16 protein-coding genes and 7 pseudogenes are annotated in these 25,099 nt (G+C 67.4%); 14 read left to right on the plus strand and 9 right to left on the minus strand.

Going from position 1 to position 25,099, the window contains the following annotated elements; all coding sequences use genetic code 11:
• The 4 genes and pseudogenes from ABIE67_RS46085 to ABIE67_RS46100 form a co-directional block, all read left to right on the plus strand.
• Nucleotides 1–729, plus strand: a pseudogene (locus tag ABIE67_RS46085) (IS256 family transposase); the annotation flags it as partial.
• A gap of 148 nt (nt 730–877) precedes the next feature.
• Nucleotides 878–1,648 carry an XRE family transcriptional regulator gene (locus tag ABIE67_RS46090; protein ID WP_370269860.1) on the plus strand — a complete coding sequence of 257 codons (771 nt, stop codon included), beginning with the start codon at nt 878–880 and terminating at the stop codon, nt 1,646–1,648.
• A 286-nt stretch (nt 1,649–1,934) separates the two neighbouring features.
• Nucleotides 1,935–2,520: pseudogene (locus ABIE67_RS46095) on the plus strand (transposase family protein); the annotation flags it as partial.
• Nucleotides 2,521–2,580: 60 nt separating this feature from the next.
• Entirely contained in the window at nt 2,581–2,931 is a 351-nt protein-coding gene (locus tag ABIE67_RS46100; RefSeq protein ID WP_370270848.1) for a hypothetical protein, read from the plus strand.
• Between the two features lie 195 nt (nt 2,932–3,126).
• Here the strand turns inward: ABIE67_RS46100 and ABIE67_RS46105 are convergent, their stop codons facing one another.
• Together ABIE67_RS46105 and ABIE67_RS46110 are read right to left on the minus strand one after the other, a co-directional pair.
• A complete protein-coding gene (locus tag ABIE67_RS46105) occupies nt 3,127–3,813 on the minus strand; it encodes an IS630 family transposase (RefSeq protein WP_370269621.1) in 687 nt (228 codons plus the stop codon).
• Nucleotides 3,798–4,268: a helix-turn-helix domain-containing protein gene (locus tag ABIE67_RS46110; protein WP_370252171.1), complete on the minus strand. Its 471-nt coding sequence runs from the start codon at nt 4,266–4,268 to the stop codon at nt 3,798–3,800. Before ABIE67_RS46110 ends, ABIE67_RS46105 begins: the two co-directional genes overlap by 16 nt.
• Before the next feature lie 209 nt (nt 4,269–4,477).
• Here ABIE67_RS46110 and ABIE67_RS46115 point away from each other — a divergent pair, with 209 nt between their 5' ends.
• Complete coding sequence (locus ABIE67_RS46115; protein ID WP_370269862.1) at nt 4,478–5,566, plus strand: transposase; 1,089 nt, start codon at nt 4,478–4,480, stop codon at nt 5,564–5,566.
• Nucleotides 5,567–5,912: 346 nt separating this feature from the next.
• A pseudogene (locus ABIE67_RS46120) lies at nt 5,913–6,794 on the plus strand (IS5 family transposase).
• A gap of 9 nt (nt 6,795–6,803) precedes the next feature.
• Here the strand turns inward: ABIE67_RS46120 and ABIE67_RS46125 are convergent.
• Nucleotides 6,804–6,992 (minus strand): hypothetical protein, encoded by a 189-nt coding sequence (locus tag ABIE67_RS46125; RefSeq protein WP_370269864.1) that lies wholly within the window; start codon nt 6,990–6,992, stop codon nt 6,804–6,806.
• 964 nt (nt 6,993–7,956) lie between these two features.
• Here ABIE67_RS46125 and ABIE67_RS46130 point away from each other — a divergent pair.
• A pseudogene (locus ABIE67_RS46130) lies at nt 7,957–8,773 on the plus strand (IS5 family transposase).
• A 113-nt stretch (nt 8,774–8,886) separates the two neighbouring features.
• On the opposite strand, the gene ABIE67_RS46135 reads toward ABIE67_RS46130, so the two are convergent.
• Nucleotides 8,887–10,239, minus strand: a complete 1,353-nt coding sequence (locus tag ABIE67_RS46135; RefSeq protein WP_370269868.1) for a hypothetical protein — start codon at nt 10,237–10,239, stop codon at nt 8,887–8,889.
• A gap of 2,071 nt (nt 10,240–12,310) precedes the next feature.
• Between ABIE67_RS46135 and ABIE67_RS46140 the strand changes: the two genes are divergently transcribed.
• Together ABIE67_RS46140 and ABIE67_RS46145 are read left to right on the plus strand one after the other, a co-directional pair.
• A complete protein-coding gene (locus tag ABIE67_RS46140; protein ID WP_370269872.1) occupies nt 12,311–12,817 on the plus strand; it encodes a hypothetical protein in 507 nt (168 codons plus the stop codon).
• Nucleotides 12,818–13,128: 311 nt separating this feature from the next.
• A complete protein-coding gene (locus ABIE67_RS46145; RefSeq protein WP_370269876.1) occupies nt 13,129–13,908 on the plus strand; it encodes a transposase family protein in 780 nt (259 codons plus the stop codon).
• 404 nt (nt 13,909–14,312) lie between these two features.
• Here ABIE67_RS46145 and ABIE67_RS46150 read toward each other — a convergent pair whose 3' ends face one another.
• Nucleotides 14,313–15,710 (minus strand): IS1380 family transposase, encoded by a 1,398-nt coding sequence (locus ABIE67_RS46150; protein ID WP_370251787.1) that lies wholly within the window; start codon nt 15,708–15,710, stop codon nt 14,313–14,315.
• Nucleotides 15,711–16,391: 681 nt separating this feature from the next.
• Between ABIE67_RS46150 and ABIE67_RS46155 the strand changes: the two are divergent.
• Both ABIE67_RS46155 and ABIE67_RS46160 read left to right on the plus strand, forming a co-directional pair.
• Nucleotides 16,392–16,658: pseudogene (locus tag ABIE67_RS46155) on the plus strand (transposase); the annotation flags it as partial.
• A gap of 85 nt (nt 16,659–16,743) precedes the next feature.
• Nucleotides 16,744–17,109 carry a transposase gene (locus tag ABIE67_RS46160; RefSeq protein ID WP_370270821.1) on the plus strand — a complete coding sequence of 122 codons (366 nt, stop codon included), beginning with the start codon at nt 16,744–16,746 and terminating at the stop codon, nt 17,107–17,109.
• A 39-nt stretch (nt 17,110–17,148) separates the two neighbouring features.
• On the opposite strand, the pseudogene ABIE67_RS46165 reads toward ABIE67_RS46160, so the two are convergent.
• Nucleotides 17,149–17,304: pseudogene (locus tag ABIE67_RS46165) on the minus strand (DDE-type integrase/transposase/recombinase); the annotation flags it as partial.
• 136 nt (nt 17,305–17,440) lie between these two features.
• Between ABIE67_RS46165 and ABIE67_RS46170 the strand changes: the two are divergent.
• Nucleotides 17,441–18,739, plus strand: a complete 1,299-nt coding sequence (locus tag ABIE67_RS46170) for an ISAs1 family transposase (RefSeq protein ID WP_370269882.1) — start codon at nt 17,441–17,443, stop codon at nt 18,737–18,739.
• A gap of 110 nt (nt 18,740–18,849) precedes the next feature.
• On the opposite strand, the gene ABIE67_RS46175 is transcribed toward ABIE67_RS46170, so the two are convergent.
• A protein-coding gene (locus tag ABIE67_RS46175) for an IS3 family transposase (protein WP_370269888.1) occupies nt 18,850–20,102 on the minus strand; the annotation gives its coding sequence in 2 pieces (ribosomal slippage) (nt 18,850–19,820 and nt 19,820–20,102; 1,254 coding nt in all).
• A 935-nt stretch (nt 20,103–21,037) separates the two neighbouring features.
• Here ABIE67_RS46175 and ABIE67_RS46180 point away from each other — a divergent pair.
• Both ABIE67_RS46180 and ABIE67_RS46185 read left to right on the plus strand, forming a co-directional pair.
• Nucleotides 21,038–21,562: a hypothetical protein gene (locus ABIE67_RS46180; protein ID WP_370269890.1), complete on the plus strand. Its 525-nt coding sequence runs from the start codon at nt 21,038–21,040 to the stop codon at nt 21,560–21,562.
• Nucleotides 21,563–21,621: 59 nt separating this feature from the next.
• A pseudogene (locus ABIE67_RS46185) lies at nt 21,622–23,050 on the plus strand (ISKra4 family transposase).
• Between the two features lie 1,174 nt (nt 23,051–24,224).
• Here ABIE67_RS46185 and ABIE67_RS46190 read toward each other — a convergent pair.
• Nucleotides 24,225–24,467 (minus strand): hypothetical protein, encoded by a 243-nt coding sequence (locus tag ABIE67_RS46190; RefSeq protein WP_370251664.1) that lies wholly within the window; start codon nt 24,465–24,467, stop codon nt 24,225–24,227.
• Between the two features lie 328 nt (nt 24,468–24,795).
• The gene (locus ABIE67_RS46195) at nt 24,796–25,089 is read right to left on the minus strand and encodes a hypothetical protein (protein ID WP_370269894.1); all 294 of its coding nucleotides are present in this window, start codon (nt 25,087–25,089) and stop codon (nt 24,796–24,798) included.
• Nucleotides 25,090–25,099 lie beyond the last annotated feature (10 nt).

The raw sequence follows: 25,099 nt of genomic DNA on the forward strand, positions 1-25,099 counted from the left end.
ACGGGTGAACCACCAGATCGTCTCCCAGGCCGTGGTCATCGCCACCGGCATCACCGAGGACGGCGGCCGCGAGGTCCTCGGGACCGCTGTCGGCGACAGCGAGAGCGAGGCATTCTGGTCCGAGTTCCTGCGCTCCTTGCGCGAGCGCGGCCTGTCCGGGGTGCGCCTGGTCATCGCCGACCACACAGCGGCCTGGTCAAGGCGATCCGCAAGGTCATGCTGGGATCCGCCTACCAGCGCTGTCGTGTCCATTTCCTGCGCAACTGCTTCGCACACATCCCCAAGGGGACCGGCGAGATGGTCGCCGCGACCATCCGCACCGTCTTCGCCCAGCCCACCGCCCAAGCGGTCCAAGCCCAGCTGGACACCGTCGCCGACATGCTCGGCGAGCAGTTCCCCAAGGTCAAAGAAATGCTCCTGGACGCGAAGGAAGACCTGACCGCGTTCGCCGTCTTCCCCCTCCAGCACTGGAAAAAGATCCAGTCCACCAACCCCCTGGAACGACTGAACCGGGAGATCAAACGCCGCACCGACGTCGTCCAGGTCTTCCCCAACCCCGCCGCACTCCAGCGCCTGGTCACCGCCATCCTCAGCGAACTACACGACGAGTGGATCGCCTTCCCCCGCCGCTACCTCCCCGAGGGCAGCATGACCGCCATCTACGCCGACGAACACGCCGGGAACACCACCCGCGCGCTCCCCGGCACCCCGAACACCACCGGAGAATGATCGCCTACACCATCACACGGGACGCCATCCGGATTCAAGGTCCTCCCGTTACAGGGAGTTGCGCGGCGTCCTTGCAGACGTCAAACCGGCGACATGCCGGGCGTCATTTCGGTGTCATTCCATGCAGTGGAGGTCTACCGTGATTCGTATGGCCACACCGAACAGCGCACTGCGAGCGGCCCGCATGGGCCTGCTCATGTCCCAGGACGACTTCGCCCGCGCCATCCGCGACGCCGGCAACCGCGCCGGACAGCCCAACGACGCCAACAAGCGGCTCGTCCAGCGCTGGGAGTCCGGCACCACCACGGCCCCGCGCCCGGTCTACGCCCGCGCCCTGGAAGCCGTCACCGGCCTCCCGCTGGAATCCCTCGGCTTCACCATCACTGTGCCCATGGCCCGCGTCACCGAGGACGGCCACGGCGGCCACGACATGGAGGCCCCCGCCCCCGCCGTCACTCCTACGACCCCGACTCCGCAGGGCGAACCCCAAGGCGCGCACCGCAACTACTCCGGGGTGTGGCTGTCGAAGTACGAGTACTTCAGCTCCGGGCGGGACGCCGCCTTCACCGGCCTGCACTACGTCGTGCTCCTCCAGCACGGCAACCGGCTCACCGCCCGCTCCCTGCCGAACGGGTCGTCGAACCCCAACTCGCCGCTGACGATGGACCTGGAGATCGACGGGCACGTCGCCACCGGCACGTGGACCGAGCAGACCGCAACCGACGGCTACTACCGGGGAGCCCGCTATCACGGTGCGGTTCAGCTGCTCGTCGAGCCGACCGGGCGCCGTATGACAGGCAAGTGGGTGGGCTTCGGCAAGGAGTTCGACGTCAACACGGGCCCGTGGGAGCTCGTGTTCCAGGACGCGTCGACGAACCGGGCGACGCTCGCCGCCTACGACCGGCCGCCCGAGGTCTGACCCAGACACCTGCGCGCGGCCGGGATCTTCTGCTGGTCGTGCACGGCAGCCCACGGCTTGAGCCCGTCCCCGCTAGTCCGGTGCGCCTCGTCCACGACCATCAAGTCGAACGCGCCCAGGCCGGCCACGTGCGCCTGCAGCTTCCCGACTGACGCGTACGTCGCGAACACTGAGCTTCTTCGAGTTGGCCACCGATCAGGTGACGGCCGGGGAAGCGCAACGGGCGAGGCCCCTGGGCTGTTGATGGAGATGTCTGACGTCTCAACCACGTTGCTCGGGGGCCTCGTTGGTCATCTATCCTGCCGCACTCGACCTGCCTCATGCGCTCGTGGAGTGGGTGACCATGCTCGTTGTCACCCGTGAGGGCGACCGGCGCTGCAAGCTCCGCCCGTCTCAGCGCGCGATGGTGGCACTGGTGTACCTGCGCGAACACACGACCCTGGCGAAGATCGCTGCCGGGTTCGGGATCAGCGAGTCCCCCGCCCATGCCTACACCAGCGCGGTCATCCGCCTGCTCGCCGAACGGGGGCCGGGTCTGTTGAAGGTCCTGCGCGAGGCCGACCCCGACCTCGTCCTGCTGGACGGCACGCTCGCCGAGTGCGACCGGGTCGGCGACGGACGGGCCGACTACTCTGCCAAGCACCGTCGGCACGGGGTGAACGTGCAGGTGGTCACCGATCCGGGCGGCCGGCTGCTGTGGCTCTCACCCGCCCTGCCGGGCCGAGCGCACGACCTGACCGCTGCCCGCACCCACCGGATCATCCGGATCTGCGAGCGCCAGGGCATTCCCATCCTGGCCGACCTCGCCTACCAGGGCGGCGGCCCCTGGGTTAGCACCGGCATCAAGCGCAGGCCCCTGCAGGAACTGCACGGTCGTCGACGGCGGACACCGGCGGAAGCTGCGCGCGTTCGTGGAAGTCGATCGCAGCACGATGAGCAGCGAGCGCCTGGCCGTGAAACTGATCGAGTACGCGAGGCTCTTCCAGTACGAAGCCCAGCCCGTCGGCCGCCGCCGGCCGGCCTCCACCGGACCTGCGTGGCTGCGCTGGTACCCGGTCTTCCCCCGCGTGCTCTTCGTCCTCACCGGCGCCTCCCGACCCAGACTGGAGAATCGAATCCGCGATCTGCAGGCGATGGCCGCTCAGCATCCACTCGTCGCGGCCCTCGCCCGCGAGGTTCAGCTGGGAGCCGTTGTCCTGGAGGACATCGAGGAGCATGGTCCATCCGGGTCGGTGTGGGTGCCGTTGACGGGAGGCGAGGCTCGCCCGTGGACCCAGTTGTGATCACGTCACCCGCGTCTTGTTCGGCAGTCGCCTGAACTGCGCGTTGGCCCTCATCCGAACTCCTTTGGCATTATCGAACCTGTCGCGCTCGGTGCCGTGTCGGCACCGCCTTGCCGATCCGTCTCAAGGGGTTGACGACAAGAAGTCGGCGCCCCGGACTTTGGTCTGGGGCACCGTTGTAGTAGACTGTCGCGGCTAATTTTTGGGATATAGGTGGCGCAGTTTGATGCGTGCGTCGTGGGTGGTGAACTGCCAGTCCACCTGACGTTGGTCGGTGTTGGTGGCGTTCTGCCAGGCTGAGAGTTCGGTGTTGAGTGTGTTGAGGTCGCCGATCCGGCGGTCGAGGCATTGCCTGCTCAGCGCGGCGAGTTCGGTCTCGGCGATGTTGAGCCATGACCCGTGTTTGGGCGTGTGGTGGATCTCGAGGCGTTGAGTCAGGGCGAATGCCTCTTCTGGTTCGAATGCCTCGTACAGTGAGGCGATGTCGTGGGTGTTGAGGTTGTCCATCACCAGCACCACGGTCTCGGCTGCTGGGTAGTCCACGCTCAGCAGCTGCTTGACCTGGCCGGCCCAGTCGATCCGGGTCCGCTGGGACAGTGCCTGCACGCGACGCCACCCGCGTAAGGGTTCGACCCACACGAAGATGGAGCATGTGCCGCAGCGGATGTACTCGCTGTCCTGGCAGGCGTCGTGGCCAGGTCGGGCCGGGAGCGGGCCGCGGGCATGGTCGAGGAGTTGGTAGGGCTTCTCGTCCATGCACACCACCGGACGTGCCGGGTCATAGGGCCGGGCATAGACGGCCAGCACGTCTTCCATCCGGGCCGCGAACTGCGCGTTCGCTCGTGGTGGGATGGTCCAGCACTTCTTCAGGTGAGGACGCAGTTCCGTTTTTTTAAGATCCTCCCGATGGTGGAGTGGTCCAGATCAGGGATGTCCTCGACCAGCGCGACGTGCTTCTCCAGCAGCCGCAGTGACCACCGTGCATAGCCCTGGGGCGGCTGGGAGCACGCCATCGCGATCAGCCGGGCTTCGACCTCACCGGTCACCGGCGAGGGCACCGGCGGCAGGTCGCGCCTCTTCCGTGCGATTGTGGCGTGAACATCGCCGCCGGTCTCGGTGAAGCGCTTGGCGACCAGCCGCAACGTCTCACCAGAGACGCCAAGCCGGGTCGCGATCATCTCCTTGGAATCCACCTCACCCACCGAGGTGTCCAGTGCGAGCAACACTCGCGCACGCATGATCATCGAGGCTCCACGAACACCCGTCGTGGTCACCCGGACCAACTCCTCGCGGTCCCGCGCAGTCAACCTGACCGGCCACTTCTTCTGCGAACCCATGACAACAGCCCTGTCTGGCAAAGGGGAAGGAATCTGAGGCACCAACCTCCCAACCAGACACACCAGAACTAAGCAGCGACACACCACTAGCGGTGGTTTGTTGACGGCGGGTTCGTCCGGGAGTAGGCCGTGAAGGTGAAGGCGGTAACTACGGTCTGGGGGAGCCCGAGATGACGAAGAGGCTGCCGTGTACGCCCGCTCCAGGTCCGTTGGAAGCGTACGCTGCCCGGTTCGATGACCTCTTCTCCACGCTGGCTCAGCGCCGGGGGTTTCGCGAGTACCTGGCCGGGCTGCTGCTGCCGCGGGACCGGAACAAGACACTCACCTGCCTGGCCGGTACGGAACCCGTGGTCGGTGCCCAGCACGCGGCAGCCCAGCGGCTGCAGTTCTTCCTGTCCGAGTCGACCTGGGACCGGGAAGCGGTCAACGCCCGCCGCCTGGAGCTGTTGCTGGCCGATGCGGCCACTGCCCCGCACCCGGGCGGGGTACTGGTCGTCGACGACTCCGGTGACCGCAAGGACGGTCATGCGACCGCGCACGTGGGCAAGCAGTACCTGGGCTCGGTCGGGAAGATCGACCGCGGTGTGGTCACCGTGACCACGTGCTGGGCGGACGAGCGGGTCTACTACCCGCTGCACGCCGTCCCCTACACCCCCGCCCACCACTTCCCGCGCCGCAAGAGTGATCCCGCATTCCGTACGAAGCTGCAGATCGGGGCCCTCCTGGCCCGTCAGGCCGCAGAAGCAGGGGTGTCCTTCCGGGCGGTAGCAGCCGACTGTGCCTACGGCGACCACGACAGCTTCCGCCGTGAACTGTCCGACGCCCACTTGCCATTCGTGATGGCCCTCAAACGAGGCCACGGCAGCTGGCAGTACAAAGATGCCTTCCGGCCCGTCGATGCCGCCCGCGAGCTGGCCTGGCGGGGTCCCGAGCAGCCCGGTGACTGGCAGCCGGTCACCCGCGCTTTCCGCGACGGCCGCACCACCACCTGGTGGGCCGCCGACGCCCAGCTGGGCTGGGGGGGCCCAACGGCGCGATCCGGCTGGTCGTGGCCACCACCGACCCGGCCACCCTGCCCGAGAACGCCACCTGGTACTTGGCCACCAACCTGCCCCGCCCCGGCTCACCCCGCGAGCAGCACAGCCGGCACCCGGCCGCTGACCTCACCGAAGTCGTGCGGATCTACGGGCTGCGGCACTGGGTCGAACAGAGCTACAAACAGGTCAAGGACGAACTCGGCTGGGCCGACTTCCAGGTCCGCTCCGACACCGCCATCCGCCGCCACCAGACCCTCGTGAACTGTGCGTTCAGCTTCTGCTGGAACACCTGGTTCACCCCCGACCCACCTCCGCCCGCCCTGGCCGGCCCGCCATCCGCTCCCGACGCACTGTCAGGACCGGCAGAGAGGGGGAGAACCCGCGTCCCAGCAGCACCGACCGGCCTGCTGGCCCCAGGCACTACGGGCCGTCCGTGGCTGGCTGACGCCCTGGGCCACGCTGCAACGCTACTGGCGGGCATGGTCACCCAAACCCCCGCCCGCAGCACTCCAGGAGCTGATCAACACCGTCGGCTCCGGCAGACCTCTTGACCTCTACTGCCCGAGCTAACAAACCACCGCTAGGGTCCGTCTTCAAAGATCATCAGATGGTGGATCATGGTGGGGCGGTACGTCGTCATGAACTCACCGATCAGGAGTGGGAGTTACTCGCTCCGCTGATACCGCGGGCCGCCACGGGCCGGCCTCGCGTGGAAGACCGGCAGGTCATCAACGGGATGGTCCACAAGATCCGGACCGGGATCTCCTGACGTGACCTGCCGGAACGCTACGGTCCGTGGCAGACGGTGTACACCCGCTTCCGCCGCTACGCCCTGGACGGCGTGTTCACCCGGGCCCTGCAGCAGATCCAGGCCCGGGCTGACGCGGCCGGCGACATCGACTGGCTGGTGCAGATCGACTCCACCATCGTCCGCGCCCACCAGCACGCTGCCGCTACCGGCCGAAAAGGGGGCAGCAGCGGCAGGACGAACCGGACGATCACGCCCTCGGCCGATCCCGAGGAGGCCTGACCACCAAGATTCACCTCGCCTGCGACGGCAAGGGCCGCCCGCTTGCGATCCTCCTGACGCCAGGCCAACGCCACGACAGCGTCTGCGCAGGCCCTCTTCTGGAACGGATCCGCGTCCCTCGCACCGGCCTCGGCCGGCCACGCTGCAAGCCTGATCAGGTCATCGCGGACAAGGCCTACAGCGCTCGCGGCTTCCGCGCCTACCTGCGCAAGCGCGGAATCGCGCACATCATCCCGGAGAAGATCGACCAGCGACGCCACCGACTGGGCCGAGGCCGCCGCGGCGGCAGGCCCACCAGGATTCGACCGGGAGACCTACCGCCGACGCAACATCATCGAGCGCTGCTTCAGCCAGCTCAAATGCTTCCGCGGCATCGCCACCAGATACGAAAAGACCGCCACCTCCTACGAAGCGGCGGTCACACTCGCGTCGTTCCTGCTCTGGGCAAGATCCGTTTGAAGACGGACCCTAGCTGTGCACGATGCCGTAGGCCTCGGCGACGGCAGTCGCGACACAATCGGCGATCTGGTTACCGACGGCCGGTACGGCCAGCAGTTCTTCCCTGGAGAAGCGGGCGACCTCCTCCCCGGTAAGAGATGCGTCGTATTGGTACAGGGCACGGGCGGCCAGGTGGCCCGCACGGGTATGTCCGAGCAAGTCGAACAGTTTGCCTCCCACACAGCGGGGACAGGTCGCGGCACGTCGCGCCCGTTCCTTGGTGCAGGGCCGGCAGTAATCGGAGGCACGTGGATTGCCCATGGCCGACGCGGTCACCGCCGGGGTCGACCAACCGCACCGCATGGCGAACTGGCGGGCGGTCAAGGCGCTGGAAGCGTGAGGTACCACGATACCCCTCGTACATCCCGCGGTGTCGCACCGCAGGCCGATGACACCGTCCTCCAGGGTGCGCAGCGTTGTCACCTGAGTCAGTCCTCTCACTTCCCCGGTTCTTCCTGCCCGGAGACTGGGCCCAGGAGAAGGCCGGTGCGGGCGCTCTCAGCGGCGTACACGGCGAGGTGCCCGTTCCCGGGCGACAGCGTCGAGACGTGCGCAACGCGACGGCAGGCGCCCAGCACGGCACTGGCTCCCCCCTCGTCCTCTCTGATCCGCCCGGCTCAACTTTGTCCAGGTGTAACTCACCTGGCACCGAGGCGAGTTGGGGCACGCCATGCTGAGAAGACCAGTCTCGTCGGGGACTCTCCAGATTTCTACCGAGTGTCCATTGCCGCTGTCGAGCGCCCCTTTGACCAGTTTCTCCGGCTGACCAGAGGTCAGCTGCAAATCCACTGTCGCCAGCTCACCCACGCGTCCGGTCGAATAGTGCGGGTCATCCTGGACGGCTTCCGCCACGATCAGCGTTTTTCGAGGCATGGCGCGAAACAACGCATCCGTCGCCTCCACCACGCGCCACCCACCGCTTGAGAGATTGAGCAGCTCTCAGCCGTCCCCCGCGCCTGGACCATACCGACGGAAAATCGCCCTCAAGGGTGGCGCCGTCCTCTGTTCGCACGGCCCACTCATCCATGCCCCCAACAGGGACTGTAAATCGTTCGGTGTAACTGGCCCTAACAAAAGCGGGTTGATCATGTGACTGTCGGCTTGATCGCTCGTTGATGAGGGCATGGGGAAGCGTCAGTCACGGCCGTGGATCGTGTCGGACGAACTGTGGTCGCTGATCGAGCGGTTGCTACCCGAGCCAGCGCCAAAACTGGTGGAGGGACGGCCACGCGTGCCGGACCGGCAGGCTTTGTGCGGCATCCTGTTCGTGCTGCATACCGGCATCCAGTGGGAGTACCTGCCCCAGGAGCTGGGCTTCGGCTCGGGCATGACCTGCTGGCGCCGCCTGGCTGCGTGGACGAGGCCGGCGTCTGGGACCAGCTGCACCAGCTGCTGCTGAACAAGCCGCGGTCGAAGAACCAGCTGGGCTGGTCGCGGACGGTGATCGACTCTTCCCACGTCCGGGCCGCGCGCAGGGGCCCAAAAGCGGACTCAGCCCGGTCGACCGCGCACGCCCGGGCAGCAAATACCACGTCCTCACCGACGGGCAGGGCATCCCGCTCGCGGTGTCACTGACAGGCGGCAACCGCAACGACGTCACTCAACTCCTGCCCTTGTTGGACAAGATTCCGGCAGTGGCGGGAGCCGTCGGCCGACCGCGCAAGCGGCCCGACATGCTCTTCGCCGACCGCGGCTACGACCACGACAAGTACCGGCGGCTCCTGCGGCAACGCGGCATCCGGCCCGCGATCGCCGAGCGAGGACAGCCGCACGGCACTGGCCTGGGCACTTTCCGCTGGGTTGTCGAGCGGACAATCTCCTGGCTGCATGGCTGACGCCGCCTGCGGATCCGGTGGGAACGACGAGACGACATCCACGAGGCCTTCCTCGGACTCGCCGTCTGCCTGATCACCCACCGGCATGTCCAGAGGCTTTGTTAGGGCCAGTAACTCCCGATCATGGAAGGTGCATCGATGACCAGTGAGAACGTGGCCGAGCAGGAGAGTGTCGAGTCGTCAGCGGCTGTGTCGGCCAAGGCGCCGGGGCGCGGTCTTCAGGAGCGGGGAGCCGGTGGGTGCGCCGGCCGGGCGCGGTTGTGGCGTTCGTGGAGCTGCTGTTCGTAGAGGCTGGCGGGGTGGACGTGTCTGCCGGGTGACTGGAACTGGCCCGGATTGCGGTCGGGGGGTGGTGGTGCTTGTGCTCCTGTGCAGCCGATCGCCCAGTTGTAGGCGGTCGGTGGCTTCTCCACGTCGTAGGTGCCCACCGAGCAGTTCCACAGCACATTGTTGGCGCCGGCCCACCCCTGTCCGGTGCCCATCGACCGGCGGTCTTCGACGGCGAGGGTGCCGGTGGCGTTCATGCGGACTCGGTCATAGAGCGTGCCCGTCGCCCAGCGTTGGTGCGGTCCCGCGAGAAGCAGGCCTGATCCGGTGTTGACGGCGGTGCAGTTGGTGATCACATTGGGTCCCGGGACGCGGGACATGGTGGCCCAGGGCTGTACGTTGGTGCCCTTTACTCTGCAGTTCCGGATCAGTGTCTGCTGGCCGGAGATGGAGTATGCGGCTGGTGTGCCCTGGACCTTGGACGGAACCGACACGTCCAGGGACTGGGTGTTGAGGATGCTGCTGTGCAGCGCGCCAGGGCCGAAGGAGAATGCCTGGCCGAAGCGAGTCGCCGTGACCGAGCGCACCCACGAGTTCTCAGCGTTGTCCACGCTGACCAGCCTCGAGTCGAAGTAGCCCTCCCTCTGCCATGACGGGTCGGACTCGAATGCTTGCCCGTTGGCGGTGAGGTCTTCCAGGCCGGCTTCACTGATCCGGCCCGGGAACTGGTATTTCCACACCGTGGCGTTGGTGTACTTCCTCTCGAGTGCCTGAGGAAGCCGGACATCCAGGCTGATGGTATTGCCGCTGACGCGTCGGACAGTGCGCTGAAATTGGTGACCGGGGCCAGCTCGCCACTGGACGACGGGCCCGCCGTCCCGGCGTGGCGGAATACGGTCCATCCCGATCTCGTGGATCCATTTGTTCCCGATGGGGCGTTGGACGACGATGCGGTCCCCGGGCGCGAAATACCGTGCGGCGCCGTCCACATGCACCGTGGCGGAGCCCACGGGCACATAGCGGTCCGTGATGCGGTGGGCCACACCGTCTCGGGTGATCTTCCCGCGGCCGCCGATCGTGACCAGGGTATGGGGCTTTCCGGTGCCGGTGAGGACCGTTCCCGCCCCTGACCCGCGCAGGACGACGCCCGACCGGTTCAGGCGCACAGTACCGCCAATCCGGTAGGTCCCCGGCTTCAGCAGCACCGCACCCCCGCCACCAGCCGCGGCGCGCTGCACAGCGGTCTGAATGCGTGCCGTGTCGTCACCGGACCCCGCCGGGCCCACCGTGACAGCGACAGGCAAGCGGGGGACGGCCCGATCCCCGCGGTGATAGCCAACGGAGGAGAAGTCCGGAATGCGGTTTCCATACGCATCCGCACGGTAAACGAGCCGGCCGTCCTTGAAACCGATCCACGCGCTCGGCATACCCGCGCCGCCCGTCCGCGAGGCTCCCGCCTGCCAGGAAGCAGCACCGAGCACGCCCACCGCAAGCAGCACAGCGCCCAACAGCGCATACCCCTGGCGGCTACGCACACCCCGTCTGTGGCCTCTCACGTTCCGCATGGCCTCAGCAGAGCACGCAGTCGAAGACAGCCACTACTCACGCCCCTCACAAAGCACCCGCCAGCCGGACAACCGCGCCTCGCCCGAATGACCAGCCCCCATCACACCCGATCTTCGAGAGTGAGAACACGGGGCCAACGTCACACCGGACAGCAGATGGACGAATGGGGGGGAGGGCGTGGCGGTTCACCGTCTGCCGGTCATTGCCATGCCTCGCGAGAGCGGGAAACCCCTGGCCGCTCGTCCTTCGGTCGGCGCAGGACAAGGGCAGCAGAGGAAGTCAGCGATCCAACCAAGCGCAAAAGTGGTCTTTGACCTGCGTCAACCCTGGACCGGCTGGCAGGCACTCCGTGAGATGCCGCGTGCGGAGGTGTACGCCGGGGAGAATTGTCTTACAGGTTAAGAATGAGGGACGCGGCGGCATCCTTACGAGGAGCACAGGGTCAGGATGAGCTACGCGGCCGATGGGCAGGCTCGACGTCGTTGCGCAGACCTGCACCCGCGGCGGCGGTCACTCCCGCCCGGCGATCGCGAGAGGCCGGCTGCTCTGCGCGCCTCGGCGAACAGATCCCGCCCCAGGCCCGTGCCTCGTCATGATGCGGTCTGAAGCGCTCAGGACTCCTCGGCCCACTTCCAGCGGTGTGCTGCGGTCCGCCATCACCGGGCTGCCCCGGCAAGGGCAGAGCGGTTCCGCTCCACCGCGTAGTGCCCTCCCACGGCCGCGGCCGACTCCGACGAACGTTGAGCGGTGGCTCGAAAGGCCCCGCGTATCGACACGGCCGCCCGTCGCAGCTGCTGGTGTCATGCCTGCAGGCGGACGGTGACACCCACTTCACGACAGCACTACCGGCATCCCCCGCCGAACCCGCCCTTGGAGTACGCCCTGGGCACAGAGCGGCACACCGACGCCCGTACCCACAGCCACAGCCACAGCGACGAGCAGTACCTCATCCGGCACATACAGGATCGGCCACCCCTTCCACGCAGGTCTGCTCGCGCCCAGCTGTTCAGCACACTCACCAGAGTGAGCAACTCGCCACCCGCGGCCGGCAGAACTCGCATCGCCACGCGACCACCCCGGCACTCCCCACCGCCCTACCGCCCCACCAGTAACCGCTCCTGCCACCCACATCCGGCTGGGCCTGACCCTGTTGACCGCCGCGAGGCCTGGCCCTAGCCGACCGACCATCACCACCTCCGGCAGAACGCTGTTCCAACACCTCGGCTTCCACCACTAGGACCAACTCACCGCTGCAGCCGCGGCGTTGGAGATCACCCCGCCATCAACATCCTGCCGGCGACCCGCCTAGCGAACCGCTCAGAAGTCCACTGACCAGAGAAAACACCCCACACGAGAGCGATCAACGACCGACCACCACATCCGCCGGCACACCCCACTGAGAACCCCGCCGACGACCTACCGCTGGCAAAGCCCCATCCCATCGCCACATTCACTCCTGACGATCAACGGCATCGGAGGTCTGCACCACATCAGTAACAACGATTGCCCGCAAGGCGCGATCATCCGACTTTGATGACCTTCCGCTCTCAGATGCACTGATTCAAGGCGACGCGAAGGTGGCTCGAGTATCTTGTGCCGACGTTCTGACGTATTCAGTCCGCTCGGAGAGTCTCAATGCACACAAATTCTTCCGCTCGTCATACTTTCCGCAGCCTCATGCTGGCTATCGCGCTGCTGGCCCCCCTTGGCGCAGGCCTTGCAGCATGCAGTGCCGACTCTGACGATCTATCCGAGAATCACAGCAGCTTAGACCACAAAGCCGGGTCACCTATGGACAGGTCGATCCCGGTGGGGCTGAAGATCCCGGCTGTGAAGGTCGATGCAAGCTCCATGCTGAAACTAGGAGTTGACAAACACGGAAATCTCCAGATGCCATCCGTTGATCAGGCAAAAAGGCCGGGGTGGTACTCCCACAGTGTCACTCCGGGCGAAAATGGCGTTTCGGTGCTCGTTGCTCGCTTTAGGACACCCAGCGGCCCGGCACTTGTTCCGAACGGATCCCTCCTGAAGGTCGCGGACAAAATCCACATCAAGCGATCGGACGGCGAGACGGCCACCTTCATCATCACGGAAGTCGAGCAGCGAGACGTAAAGTCGATCTCCGCCACCTCACTGGATTTGAAATCGAAGCGACCTGCATTACTCCTTATCACTCCAGGATGCGCATGGACCAAGAAGAGCGCCCATCACGAGACGAACAAAGGGGATAAGGAGACCGTACATGAGAGGAAAGGGAATCATTACTGCAACATCGTCTTCTCTGCTGATCTAATGCAGCAAGTTGCCGAAAAATGAACCTTCCTGCTCTCAGCCGGCGGGATGATCAGGTGGACCCCGGCGCGGCGGCGCCGATGGGCGAAGCCGGTGGCGCAGGTATCGAGGTGAGCGGGTCGGCCCTGGCGGGGTGGAAAGGGCGGGTGGGGCGAGGCTTTACGCATATCGCGGTTCCTGCTCACCCAGCCACTGATAGGCAGCACGGCGCCGGGGACGCTGTATGACTTCGTCCAGGAGGGTTATTCACGGGCTTGGTTTCTTGATCAGCAAGACGGCCCTGCTCGGTAGCCTGGCGTTTGCGACGACGTCAGTTTTCCACCGGGGCAGGGCCGTTGAGCTGGAACGTTACGACAGGGCTGGAAGCGGATCAACTGGAGGCCTTGGTGGTCCGGGTCCACACGATGCTGGTGGAGGACCCCGATCCGCCCGTGGTGCCGGGACCGATGTGGGCGCTGGGCCTGTACAAGTCCGTGGTCCTGGTGTTGTTCCTGCTGCGGCAGAACCCCGTCCAGCAAGCGGCGGCGGAACTGTTCCACATCTCCCAGGCCACCGTCTCGCGCCGGTGGACCACGCTGCTCCCGGTGGTGGAGACGGCCCTGGCCGAGCATGTGCCCGACCCCGCCGACGCCTCACACGGCAGGATCGTCCTGGTCGACGGGACCCTGGTCACCACGTGGGACTGGGCGAGCGAGGGCACCACGATGTTCTCCGGCAAGCATCGTGACACAGGCTTCAACCTGCAGGTCGCCGCCACTCTCAGCGGGGACCTGCTCGCCGTCTCCGCGCCGGTACCCGGCAGTCGGCACGACATGTACGCCTGGTGCCAGTCCCACTTTCCCAAAGCCTTCGCCGACCGGGAGAGCATGGGGGATCTGGGCTATGTCGGCTCCGGCATGCTCACCGCCCGCCGCAAGCCACCCGGTCAGGAACGCCCCGTCAAAGACAAAGTGTTCAACCAGAGCATCGGCAAGCTCCGCGCCGCCGTCGAACGAGCGATCGCACATCTGAAGGACTGGAAGGTCCTCGCCACTCGCTATCGCGGCCCTCTCACCCGGTTCCCCCTCGTCGCCAAGACCGTCACCGCCCTCGCCTTCTATAAGAACGGCTGGTGACCCCGTGAATAAGCCTCCAGGACCTTGTTGATCGTGTCCTACGTCATGAAAGACCTCCAGGTACAAGGGGTGTGCGGCCCGCATCTGGCAGTGACTAACCTTCGCTTGCAAACCTGGGTGAATGCGACGGCACTCGCCGCTCGGCAACGCCACGCGGCGGGTGTTCTGCGGGCGCCGCACAGGGTGCCGCTGCTGTTCCCCGGAGTCGTGGGGCACCGGCCTCGATCATTCACGTGCGCGCGCCGGCTTGAGGTGATCGGTCGAGGTTGAGGTTTCGTCCTGGTTCGTCCTTCGGGTGGTGGTGACGTTCCGGCCCGTGTGTCGTCACGGGTGGTCGTCGGTTTCCACGGGCCGAGGACGGGGCGGGTCTCCTCCTTCCGGAATCGGGGTCGGTGGGGTGGCAGTCAGCCGGGGGCGGGCAGGGCCTGGACGGCGCCCCAGGCGTCGACGATGTCGGTGGATGCGGGCCAGGCGGGGTCGAATTTCAGCTCGCGTCTTCGGGCGTGGTCGGCGAGTTTCGCGGGGACGTCCAGGAGTCGGGTGCGCAGAGTGGCGGGCTCGGCCCGGGCGAGTTTGCCTTCGGTGGCCAGGAGTTGGAACCAGCGGGCGAGGTCGGTGGCCAGGGCGAGGAGGGTGCACCAGGCTTGGTTGACCTTGAAGTAGCGGGAGGGCATCAGGTTGAGGGAGAGGGCCTTGCCGCGTCGGATGCCGGCCTCGACGTGGGTGTGGGAGCGGGCTCGGGCGTCGAGGAACTGCAGTTGCCCGCCGGTGGTGTTGGTGGCGATGGCCTGGTAGCGGTAGTCGGTCTTCTTCTCGTACGGCTTGAGCTCGCGCTCGTACTTGGGGTGGATGGGTTCGCGGCGAACGATCACCCGCATCCCTTCCGGCCAGCCGGTCAGGTCGAGCATGTCGGTGATCTCGACGAGGTCGGCGTCCTTGCGCGGCTGGCCCTTGTGGTCCAGGGCCGGCGTCCACGCGGTGGCCGGGACCTTGGCCAGGGCCTTCCAGAAGTCGTCGTCGCGGGTGTGGCCGACGGAGTACTCCCAGCGGTTGGCCGCGTTGCCGCCGCCGGAGGTGATCCAGGTGAGGAACTCCATCGTGGCTCCGGCGCCGTCGGTGCGGAACAGGACCCGGCGCCGACGGCGGGTGGGCAGCTGACGCAGGCCCTCGATACTCACCGAGATGTGGTCATCGGCGGTGTTGGATCCCGCCGATCCCGGCCGCAGCCGGTTGACCAGGAGTTCTTCGGTGTTGTCGCAGAACATCAACAGCGGGTGGTGGCCATATCCCTTGAAGTTGGGCTCGGCTCCCTCCTTGCCGGAATGCGCCGGGACGACTGAGGCGTCCAGGTCCAGCACCGTGACACCGGTCAGCTCCCGCCCGTTGACCTTGATCCAGGGAAAGCCGCCCGGGCGCAGGTCGAGCTGCTGGTGGACGTGGATACGGGTCCGGGCCCGTGCGGAGGCGATCTTCGTCAGCTGGACCGGTCCGATCGCCTCCAGGGTCCGCCACAGCGTGGACGCCGAGGCCGGGCTGCCCAGGACCAGCGAGGTCTGGCGCATCACATCGATCCCGGCCATCGACCGCGCGCCCAGCAGGACCGCGCAGGCCGCCGAGACCAGGACCGTTCCCCGATCATGGACGGGACGGAAGCCCCGCCGCACCAGGGCAGCCCCGAGCGCGTCGGTCAGCCCGACCTTGTCCGCCAGACGCCGCACCGGCACGATGCCCGCCTTGCCCACCAGCTTCTTCCCGCTTGCGGACAGCGACAGATCATCGGCCCACTCTGTACGCTTCGACACCGGAAGGGTGCCTCCCCTGCACGTGATCCAGTCCTAGAGAAGCTGAATCATCGCAGGTCGGAAGCACCCTTCCTTCATGATGTGACCGACTGTCACTGCGACACCGGGCGCCATGAATTCGTGAGGTTCATGATGATCCGATAGGTTGCCGTTCGTGTCCGCGAAGCCTACGTACGAGGAGCTCGCCGAGCTGGCCGCCTCGCAGGCTGAGCTGATCGGGGTGCTGCAGACGCAAGTCGCCGCGCTGACGCTGGAGTCGCCGAGCTGCGGCGGCAGTTGGGGCGTGACTCCACCAACTCCGGCCAGCCTTCCTCCAAGGATTCGATCGCGGCCAAGGCACGGCGCAAGGCCGAGCTGTCCTCGCGTGAGCGTTCCAAGGACCGCAAGCCCGGTGGCCAGGTCGGCCGCAAGGGTTCCGGCCTGCAGCGTGCGGCTGAGCCGAATCGCATTGATCGTGTCCCCGACCCCGCATCGTGCCGCGGTTGCGGAGAGTCCCTGGTGGGCGCCCGCCGCCTTGAAGACGGCTGGGCCCAGGTCTGGGACACCCTCCCGGCGGCCCTGGAGCGCGTCCACTTCGAGTTGTCCCGCCTGAAGTGCTCCTGCGGGTGTGTCACGACCGCAAGCCCGGACGGCGTGCAGGCGGGCGCGGTGGTCTACGGCCCGAACCTGAAGGCGTACGCCGTGCTGCTGCAGGCCGAGGGCAACGTACCCGTCGAGCGGGCCGCCTCGCTGATCGAGGCCCTGCTCGGCGTGCCGGTCTCGACGGGCTTCGCCGCCACTGCCCTCGCGCGTGCTGCCCGCCGCCTGCAGGAGGCCGGGTTCGAGCAGGCCATGGCCCAGGCGCTGCGCGCCGAGGACGTGCTGTGCGGCGACGAGTCGCCGGTCAACCTGCTGCACAAGAGCAAGGACGAGAAGGGCGCCGAACTGCCCGGCTCCCCGCACGCCGCGGTCCTTCGCACCCCTGACACACGCCTGACCTGGTACGGCGTCATCGACGCCCGCTCCAGCGCCGGGCTTACGGCTCTGCCCCCCCCTGCAGGGCTTCACCGGCGTGCTCGTACGCGACGACTACGCCGGCTGGCACTCCTACGACCCCCTCCTCGCCGGCGTCCAACAGTGCTGCGCTCACCTCATCCGCCACCTCAAGGGCGTCCTGTCCCTTCAGGAGCGTCTGGAGCAGGCCTGGGCCAAGAAGATCATCGAAGTGCTGCGGGCAGCCAACACCGCGGTCCAAGAAGCCCTGGCCGAAGGGAGGAACGCCCTCGATCCAGACCTGCTCACGCGGCTGCGGGCCGAGTACGACAGACGCGTCGCCATCGGCGTATCCGTCAACGAGGAACGGCCCTGGCACGACGGGAACCACCCCGGCTACCGCATCGCGCGCCGACTACGTGACTGAGGCGCCCCGAAGTTTCCGGACAGTGGTCCCACTAAGGTGGCGGAAGAGCGGTGAGATCCGGGAGAACGTGGCGAGGAATCTCTGGGCCGCCCCCGTCGAGCGGAAGTTCTTCATGGCTTTCTCGCGCTGCCTCGTTGGCTGGTGGCTGTTCTCGGCGCGGTTGTTCAAGTACTTCGAACTGCCGTGCTCCACGGAGCACGGCCCCGGCGTGTTCCGTCTTGGCGTGATATGCCCGGTTTGGTTGCCCGTTTGGGGTGAGATGGCAAACGAGCGCGACTTCTGATGATCTTTCAGGTCTCTACGCCAAAAGATCGTCACAGGAGTCGCGCTCGTGCCCGTATCTTCGCTGATCCCCCCTGCCATTGGCCAGCTCACGGACCTGGCACTGTGGGAGGACGAGCTCGCCTCCGACCCGGCGACGGCGGAGTCCGCGCTGGTCAGCAGGCTGCAGCGAGTCCCGGACCGGCGCGCGAAGCGTGGCCGACGGCACGCGCTGGTGGTGATACTGGCGCTGACCGCGTGCGCGACGCTGGTGATCGGCGGCGACTCGATCGCGGCGATCTGGCAGTGGGCGGCCCGTGCCCCGCAGGCGAAGCTGGCCCGTATCGGCGCCCGGTACGACCCGCTGACCGGCCGCTACCTCGTGCCGAGCGAGCGGACCTTCCGGCGAGTGCTCACCAATCTGGACACCGACGCCCTGGACACCGTGACCTGCGAATACACCACAGACCTCGCGCGTGGCACCGTCCCCGCGCCCGAGATCCCCGCCACACCGGGACCGGTGGAGCGCGAACAGCGCCGCGCCGCCCAGCGCTCGGCCGAGCACCCGGTACCGGACGGGCTGCTGTCCGCCGCCGCCCTGGACGGCAAGGCCCTGGCCGGCGCCCGCACCGAGAGCGGGCGGGTCTTCCTCGTCGGCGCGGTCGACCACGCCAGCGGCGCGGTCCTGGGCCAGACCCAGGTACCCGACAAGCGCGGCGAGGGCGAGGCCGCCCGCACCCTGCTCACTCAACTCGACCTGCCCGGTTGGGTGTTCACCCTGGACGCGCTGCACACCACCACGAAGACCGCCCGCCTGATCACCGGCTCTCTCAACGGCCACTACGTCCTGATCCTCAAGGGCAACCAGCCCCTCGCGCACGCCGCCGCCCAGATGCTGCTGACCCGCACGGACGCCGACTTCGCCGAGACCACCGCGACCGACGACGACCGCGCGCACGGCCGCACCGAACGCCGCGCCCTGCGCACCGCACCCGCCGACGACGCCCTGTTCCCCGGCGCATCCCAGGTCTTCCGCCTCCGCCGCGACACCGGCAACCTCGACGGCGAATGGACCAGCAAGGAGATCGTCTTCGGCGTCACCAGCCTGCCGCCCGACCTCGCCGGCCCCGCTCACCTCAACCATTACGAGAGGCTCCACTGGACCGTGGAGAACAAGATCCACTGGGTGCGAGACGTCACCTTCCGAGAAGACAACTCACAGGTCAGGACCGGTACAGCCCCCCGAGCCCTGGCCAGCTTCCGTAACCTGGCGATCAGCACCATCCGCCTCGCCGGACGCGCCAACATCGCCCACGCCCGCCGCGACCTCCTCCGCCACACGGACGCCTTCAACGTCTACGGCATCTGACCAACCGGCACGGAACCGGACATCACATAACTACGCCGGGACCGTGCTCGGCTGCCAACATCAAGACCTGCACCAAGAAGGTGTGAACCGCCCCGGGTTCCATAGAGATCTCAGACTGTGGTTGTGACCTGGGGTTTCGTGAGTTCCGTGTAGTAGTTGGCTTCGTATTCGACGGGCGGGACGTGGCCTATCTCACCGTGGAGTCTTCGGTGGTTGTACCAGTCGGCCCACTCGGCGGTGGCCAACTCGACCTGGGAGAGCGTCTTCCAGGGCCGCTGGGGCTTGATCAACTCGGTCTTGAACAGGCCGATCGTGGACTCCATCAGGGCGTTGTCGTACGCGTCACCGACGGATCCGATGCTCGCCGCGATGCCGGCGGCGTCCAGGTGCTCGGCGAGCTTGAACGATGTGTATTGCGACCCGGCGTCGGAGTGATGGATCAACTCTCCGGGCTGAATGGACTGTTGGTCGCGATCGCGTTGCCAGATGGCCATCTCCAGGGCGTCCAGGACAAAGACGGTCTCCTTCACGGTGGCCGCGGACCAGCCGACGATCCGGCGGGAGAAGGTGTCCACGACGAACGCGACATAGACGGTCGCAGACCAGGTCTTCACATGGGCGAAGTCCGCCACCCAGCACCGGTTCGGAGCCGCGGCGACGAAGTCGCGGTCGACCAGATCGGGGGCCCGCTGGACCTGTCCGCCGGGGATCGTGGTGATGACGCGTTTGCCGCGCACCGCGCCCTGGATACCGAGCTCGCGCATCAGGCGCTCGACAGTACAGCGGGCCACCGCATGTCCCTGCCGGTTCAGCTCTCGCCAGATCTTCCGGGCTCCGTAGACACGGTAGTTGGACGTATAGACGTCCTGGATCCTCTCCTTGAGTGCCTCGTCACGCACCGAACGGGCGGAGGGCGTCTGGAGGCGCTTGTTGTGGGCGTAGTACGTGGAAGGGGCGATCTTGCAGTCGTGTGCGGTGAGCGTCCTGCAGATCGGCTCGACCCCGCCGAAGCGGTCCCGGTGCTCGTCGATGAACGCTACGAGCGCGTGTGTGGCCGGTCGAGCTCGGCCGCGAAGAAACTCGCCGCGGCCTTCAGGATCTCGTTCGCCCGCTTCAGCTCGGCGTTCTCCTTCTTCAGCGCCTTGAGCTGGGTGGACTCCTCCGTCGTCGTCCCCGGACGCTGCCCCGCGTCGATCTCCTGCTGCTTCATCCAGTTCCGCAGAGTCTCGCGGGAGCCGATACCGAGCTTGTTCGCGACCGCCTGCAAGGCGGCCGTCTCGTTCGGGTAGTTGTCGCGCACTTCGGCGACCATGCGCACCGCGCGACGGCGCAGCTCAAGCGGGTAACGGGAGGGTCGTGCCATGACTCAATCCTTTCACGGAATCGAGTCTCTACCTGACACGGGGCGGTTCAGTGTGCGTCTAACTTCGATCATATAAGGGCCCGTCAGCTTACTGACGGGCCCTTTGTTGAGTGTTGGTGTGATTTCAAGTCGGGACAGGCTGCAGGGCTCTTGCAAGGTTGATGTGATCTTGTGGAGGCGCTGGTCATGCCGGCTGTCACGGGGAGCGCGGCCTGCCGACCGGCCGCCCGGAGCTGATCGCGGTCCGGCCGGTCGCCCAGTCCTGGCCAGCCACCATCGTGGTCCACCGCCAGGCACCATGCCCCAGACCCAGACGGGGCTTCGTGCCTCCGGTCCCGCCCCCACCGGCCAGCTCCATGACAAGAGCACGCCGGCCTTGCATGAGCCCTGCCGGGATCAGGATTGCTGCGGGTGTTCGGGCCAGGCGCCGTTTCGCGGGGGGTTCAGCATGTACGAGACCCGCGCCCGGCCGGGGGGCGGGCGCGGGTCTGGCTGCCGCTACTGCACAGGGACGGGCAATGCGGCAACTGAAGGCCCGTCGGGCAGCAGCGACTGCGGTGACTTGGCTGGGCCTTCCGTGTAAGGAACGACCCGAAGGGTCCCCGCGTCACGTCGGACAGACCGGGAACCAGAAGATTCTTTCGGCGCCGAGCAAGGGCCAGGAGCCGTGGCAGGTGGGCCGCTTGGCGGTGTGCGGGCCGGTCAGCCACACCCGTGTGAGACCTGCGGGTGCGCCGTCGAGCCGTCACCGGATGGTGTTCACATATCGCCGCCGGGGTTCGCATGCGAGCCGGCCGGCGGACCGCATAACGGCCGCTGCCCGGCAAGCCGATGGGTCCGGCTCGTTTCGAGTGACTGGCTGAGCTGGCGTTTTGTGTGGGTGGGCTGGTGGTGAGTGCTGGTCGCTTCTACCTTCTGGGTGAGGGGGTGGGGTGATGGTGTCCCTGCTGGAGGAGCTGGAACGGCGTGAGTCGGCTATCGGGGAACGGGTGGGCGAACTGCGGGTGCAGGTAGCGGAGCTGAGCGAGCAACTGGAGGCGTTCGAGGAGATGCTCGCGCAGGTGGAGGTCGCCCGGGCGGTGGTGCGGGAGGTCCTCGACGACGCGGCGGCCGAGGAGCCGGTGCCGCGGCCTGCGGCGGGGCCGCAGCGGGCGGGAGGGGAGTCGCCGATCGGGGTGGTGACGGTGCCCGAGCGGGAGGCGGGGATGGACGCATCGCTGCTGCCGTCTGGGTACCGGGACATCATGGAGGTGCTCATCGCGGCGGGGCGGCCGATGCGGTCGAAGGCGGTCTCGGTGGCGATCGGCCGGGGCGAGGGCCCCTCGAAGGTGGAATCGGTGCGGGTGAAACTGAAGCGGCTCGCGCGCCGGGGCTGGCTGAGCGAGGACAGTCCGGGCCTGTTCGCGCTGCTCGAACACGCCGAGGACAGTGGGCCGTTGGGCCAGGGTTCTGGCGGCTGAGGGTTCTTCTTCCTACGTTCGTAGGTGCCAACCGAAACGCCCGTAGGAAGAAGAACGCCGTGGAACGGTACGACACGCCGCCGAGTGCTGACGACTTTGAGGCGGCGGCGAATTTATTCAGCATGCTCGTGACGGAGCTGGCATCGCCGACGACTGGCGATCTGGCCCATCATGAGCTGGAGGATCTCTTGGAAGACAGGGGCCGTGACCTGCTGCGGCAGCTGTTCCAGGATCACCTGGACCTGCGGGAGCGGCGCGAGCAGGAGGCTGTGGCGAGCTTGCGGCCCCGCGTGATCGGTACGGACGGTCTGCCGCGGCCGCGGCTGGAGAGGGGCCATGGCCGGCTGCTGGCCACGGTGTTCGGCACGGTGACCGTCTCCCGCCTCGCCTGGAGGCGCCTGGAGGCGTCGAACGTGCACCCGGCGGATGCGGTGCTGTCACTGCCGCGGGGCCGACACTCGCACGGTCTGGCCCGCCTCGCCGTCCAGGCGGCCACCCGGATGTCCTACGACGCGGCCCACGAGACGATCATCCGGCGGTGCGGCCGCGTGCTCGGCAAGCGTCGGCTCGCCGGTCTGCTCGTCGAGGCCGCCGGTGACGTCGACGCCTTCTACAACGCCAGAATCGTTCAACCCTGCGCTCCGGCAACAGTGTTGGTGCTGTCCGCGGACGGCAAGGGCATCGTGATGAGGCCCGAGGCCCTGCGGGAGGCCACCCGGCAGGCCGCCGAAAAGCGGCAGCACGCCTTTCGCACGCGTCTGGCCGCCGGGGAGAAGAACGGCAGAAAACGCATGGCCACGCTCGGCGCGGTCTACGACGCCGAACCGGCACCCCGCCGGCCGCACGATGTGATCACGCCGCCCGGCGGCTTCACGGACGGGCACATCCGCCGGCCCGGCCCCGTTGCCCGGGACAAGTGGCTGTGCGGCTCGGTGGAACACGACGCCGAGCACGTTGTGGCGCAGGTCTTCGAGCACGCGCAGGCCCGCGACCCCGAACATCGCCGCACCTGGGTGGTCCTGGTCGACGGCGCCCGCCATCAACTCGACCTCGTCCAGGCCGAAGCCCGTCTCCACCACGTCGAGGCGCACATCGTCATCGACATCATCCACGTCCTGGAGAGGTTGTGGGCGGCGGCCTGGTGCTTCCACGGATCAGGCCAAGTTGACCGGCGGACAGCGGCACGGTGTCGATACCTGCGTCCGCTACCTGCGCGGCAACGCAGATTTCCTGCACTACGAGAAGGCCCTCGCGGCCGGCTGGCCCATCGCCACCGGGATCATCGAAGGCGCGGCCCGCCATCTCGTCGCCGACCGTCTCGACATCAGCGGAGCCCGCTGGGGTCTCGACGGCGCCGAAGCCGTCCTGAAACTCCGTGCCGCCGCCGCTAACGGTGATCTTGACGCCTACTGGAAACATCATCTCGCCAAGGAACATCAACGGCTCTACCCAGCCCATGACCAGGCGAGATACGCCCTTACTGCCTGACCGCGATCTCACTCAGAACGAGCCGCACCCCAAGCCGATCGCATCAGCGTGCGCCGCCACCTAGGCGGCGGCCCCGGGCGGGCGACGCCCCCCGGCCCGGTTGTCCTGTCGGTGCCGGGCCGGGGCGAGCACGCCAGACTTCCCCCAGTTGGCCCGGGCGGTACCTCCCGGGCCAACCCCCGCTCAAACATCCCGCACACCCCTGACCACCGCCAGGCGCACGGGGGGCGCATTCATCAGGGCTCGGAGCCTGTCCGCGGCGCCCGCCAGGACCAGTACACCCATGCGTCATCGGCCAGGTGCCGGAGCACCTCATGCCCCCTGCGTCCGGGACTCCACGGCTCTTGACCAGAGCCGGATGGGCCGTTTCGTCGTCGCCATGAGCAGGGTAGTGGGCGGGGTTCCACCGTCGCGGCGTCGTCAACATCGGCGGCCCATGCCGCGCCGTCCTCGCCGTTGGCAAGGTATTCCTCAGCGCGGCCGCAGGCGTCGGGTACCCGACGCGCTAGCCGGCCATGATCGTTCTCATCGATACTGGCTGTTCCGTTGGTACTACGACTGGTTACCGACGGAGCGGACCCTGGGCCTTCACGGTGTGATATGCGCCGACGGGTCCGCTTGGGCTGTTCGGCTCGGCTGCGGTCCGGTCACACGGGCGGTGCGGACACCTGGCGTATCCGCACCGGGTTTTGCCCGTCGCGCAGGACATGGAGCGGCTGGAGTGGGAGGCTTGCTGGGTCCGGCCGCTGCCGCTGGGTGCGGCGGCGGCCGTGAGCGCGAGGACCGCGCGCCCCCTCGCTTGGGTCCTCGCGCAGGGCGCCCTCCGGCGTCGGCGCCGCGGGGTTGCACACAGTCTCGCGGCAATCCGGCCGGGCCTGTTGGCAGACAACAAACGTCGCGAGAACGACAGGCGGGGTCCTCGCGTTGGAGGGGCTGCGCGAGGACCCCGCACTACGGCGGCCGCCGCTGACGTCGAGGCGGCGGCCACCATTGCCGCTTCCCAGCTCTCTCCGGTCCCCACCGCCGGATCCCCGGGGGAAGGAAGGTCAGCACACTCGGAGGTCATTCCAGACCCGAGATGCCCCGCTTATGTTGACGACGCCCGTGTGAGCCGTCAGACACAGCGAGATTCGCCTGGAACCCGGGCATTTCGTTGAGCCGGTATCTACCGGCTTCAGCAGACCCAATACCCGGGGTGCCAGACCCACATCCACTGCCCGTAGTAGTACGACCACTCCCACGACCAGTAGCCCTGTTGCCAGTAGCACGGATGGCTGTCCGCCTGGGCATCCGCCGCCACAGCGGTGGGGGAGGAAGGCGCAGCGGCAGCGGTGCCTGCCGTGGAGACGGCGGCACCGCCCGCGAGTGCGAGGCAGGTGGTACTGAGGACGAGGAGACGCTTCAGCCGTTCAGGCACGATGATCCCTTTCTGCTGGACTGTCAGCTCGTGGTACGGGGATTTCTTACTGCCGGCACCCCGCCGCGGCAATGCTCCGCTGGCAGGGGAGACCGGATTCCGGTGCGCCAAGCCCGGAATCCGGCGGACGCTGCTGGCCTCACGACCGCGCCTTTTCTCGAAGTAGCGACGACGTGAGCTCCCCCAAAGGCTGTAGCCGAGACTGGCCGATACAGGGGCAACACCAGGTCGCGCATACGGGAGAACACATCGGCGACAACGCGAGCACTTGGACAGCTATCCGGCCAGCCGACGTCGCAGGTCAGGCCCAACTCCGTTGGGGGCACCGTCAACTTGAGTGGGGTGTCTCGTAGCTGGGGTGATCTATCTCCTGGTGGTGGTAGAGCTCGCGGCCTTGGTCCCAGGTGAGCGTGCGCCGCAGGGAGACGGGCCAGTCGGCGGTCTGGGCGACGAGCGCATCGCGAACCTGCGGAGCTTTCCAGCCGCCGGGCAGGTGGATGAGCCGGACGTAGCGGCTGGCGCGGTCGACCAGTGTGCCGATCGCGGACCCCTGGCCCTTGCCGACGATCAGTCGGGTAGCGGGGACGCATTGCTGCGTCCCCGCCCCCTCAGAACCGTGCAAGCAGCTATTC

This window comes from Streptomyces sp. V4I8 (assembly GCF_041261225.1).
In the GTDB taxonomy this organism is placed as follows: domain Bacteria; phylum Actinomycetota; class Actinomycetes; order Streptomycetales; family Streptomycetaceae; genus Streptomyces.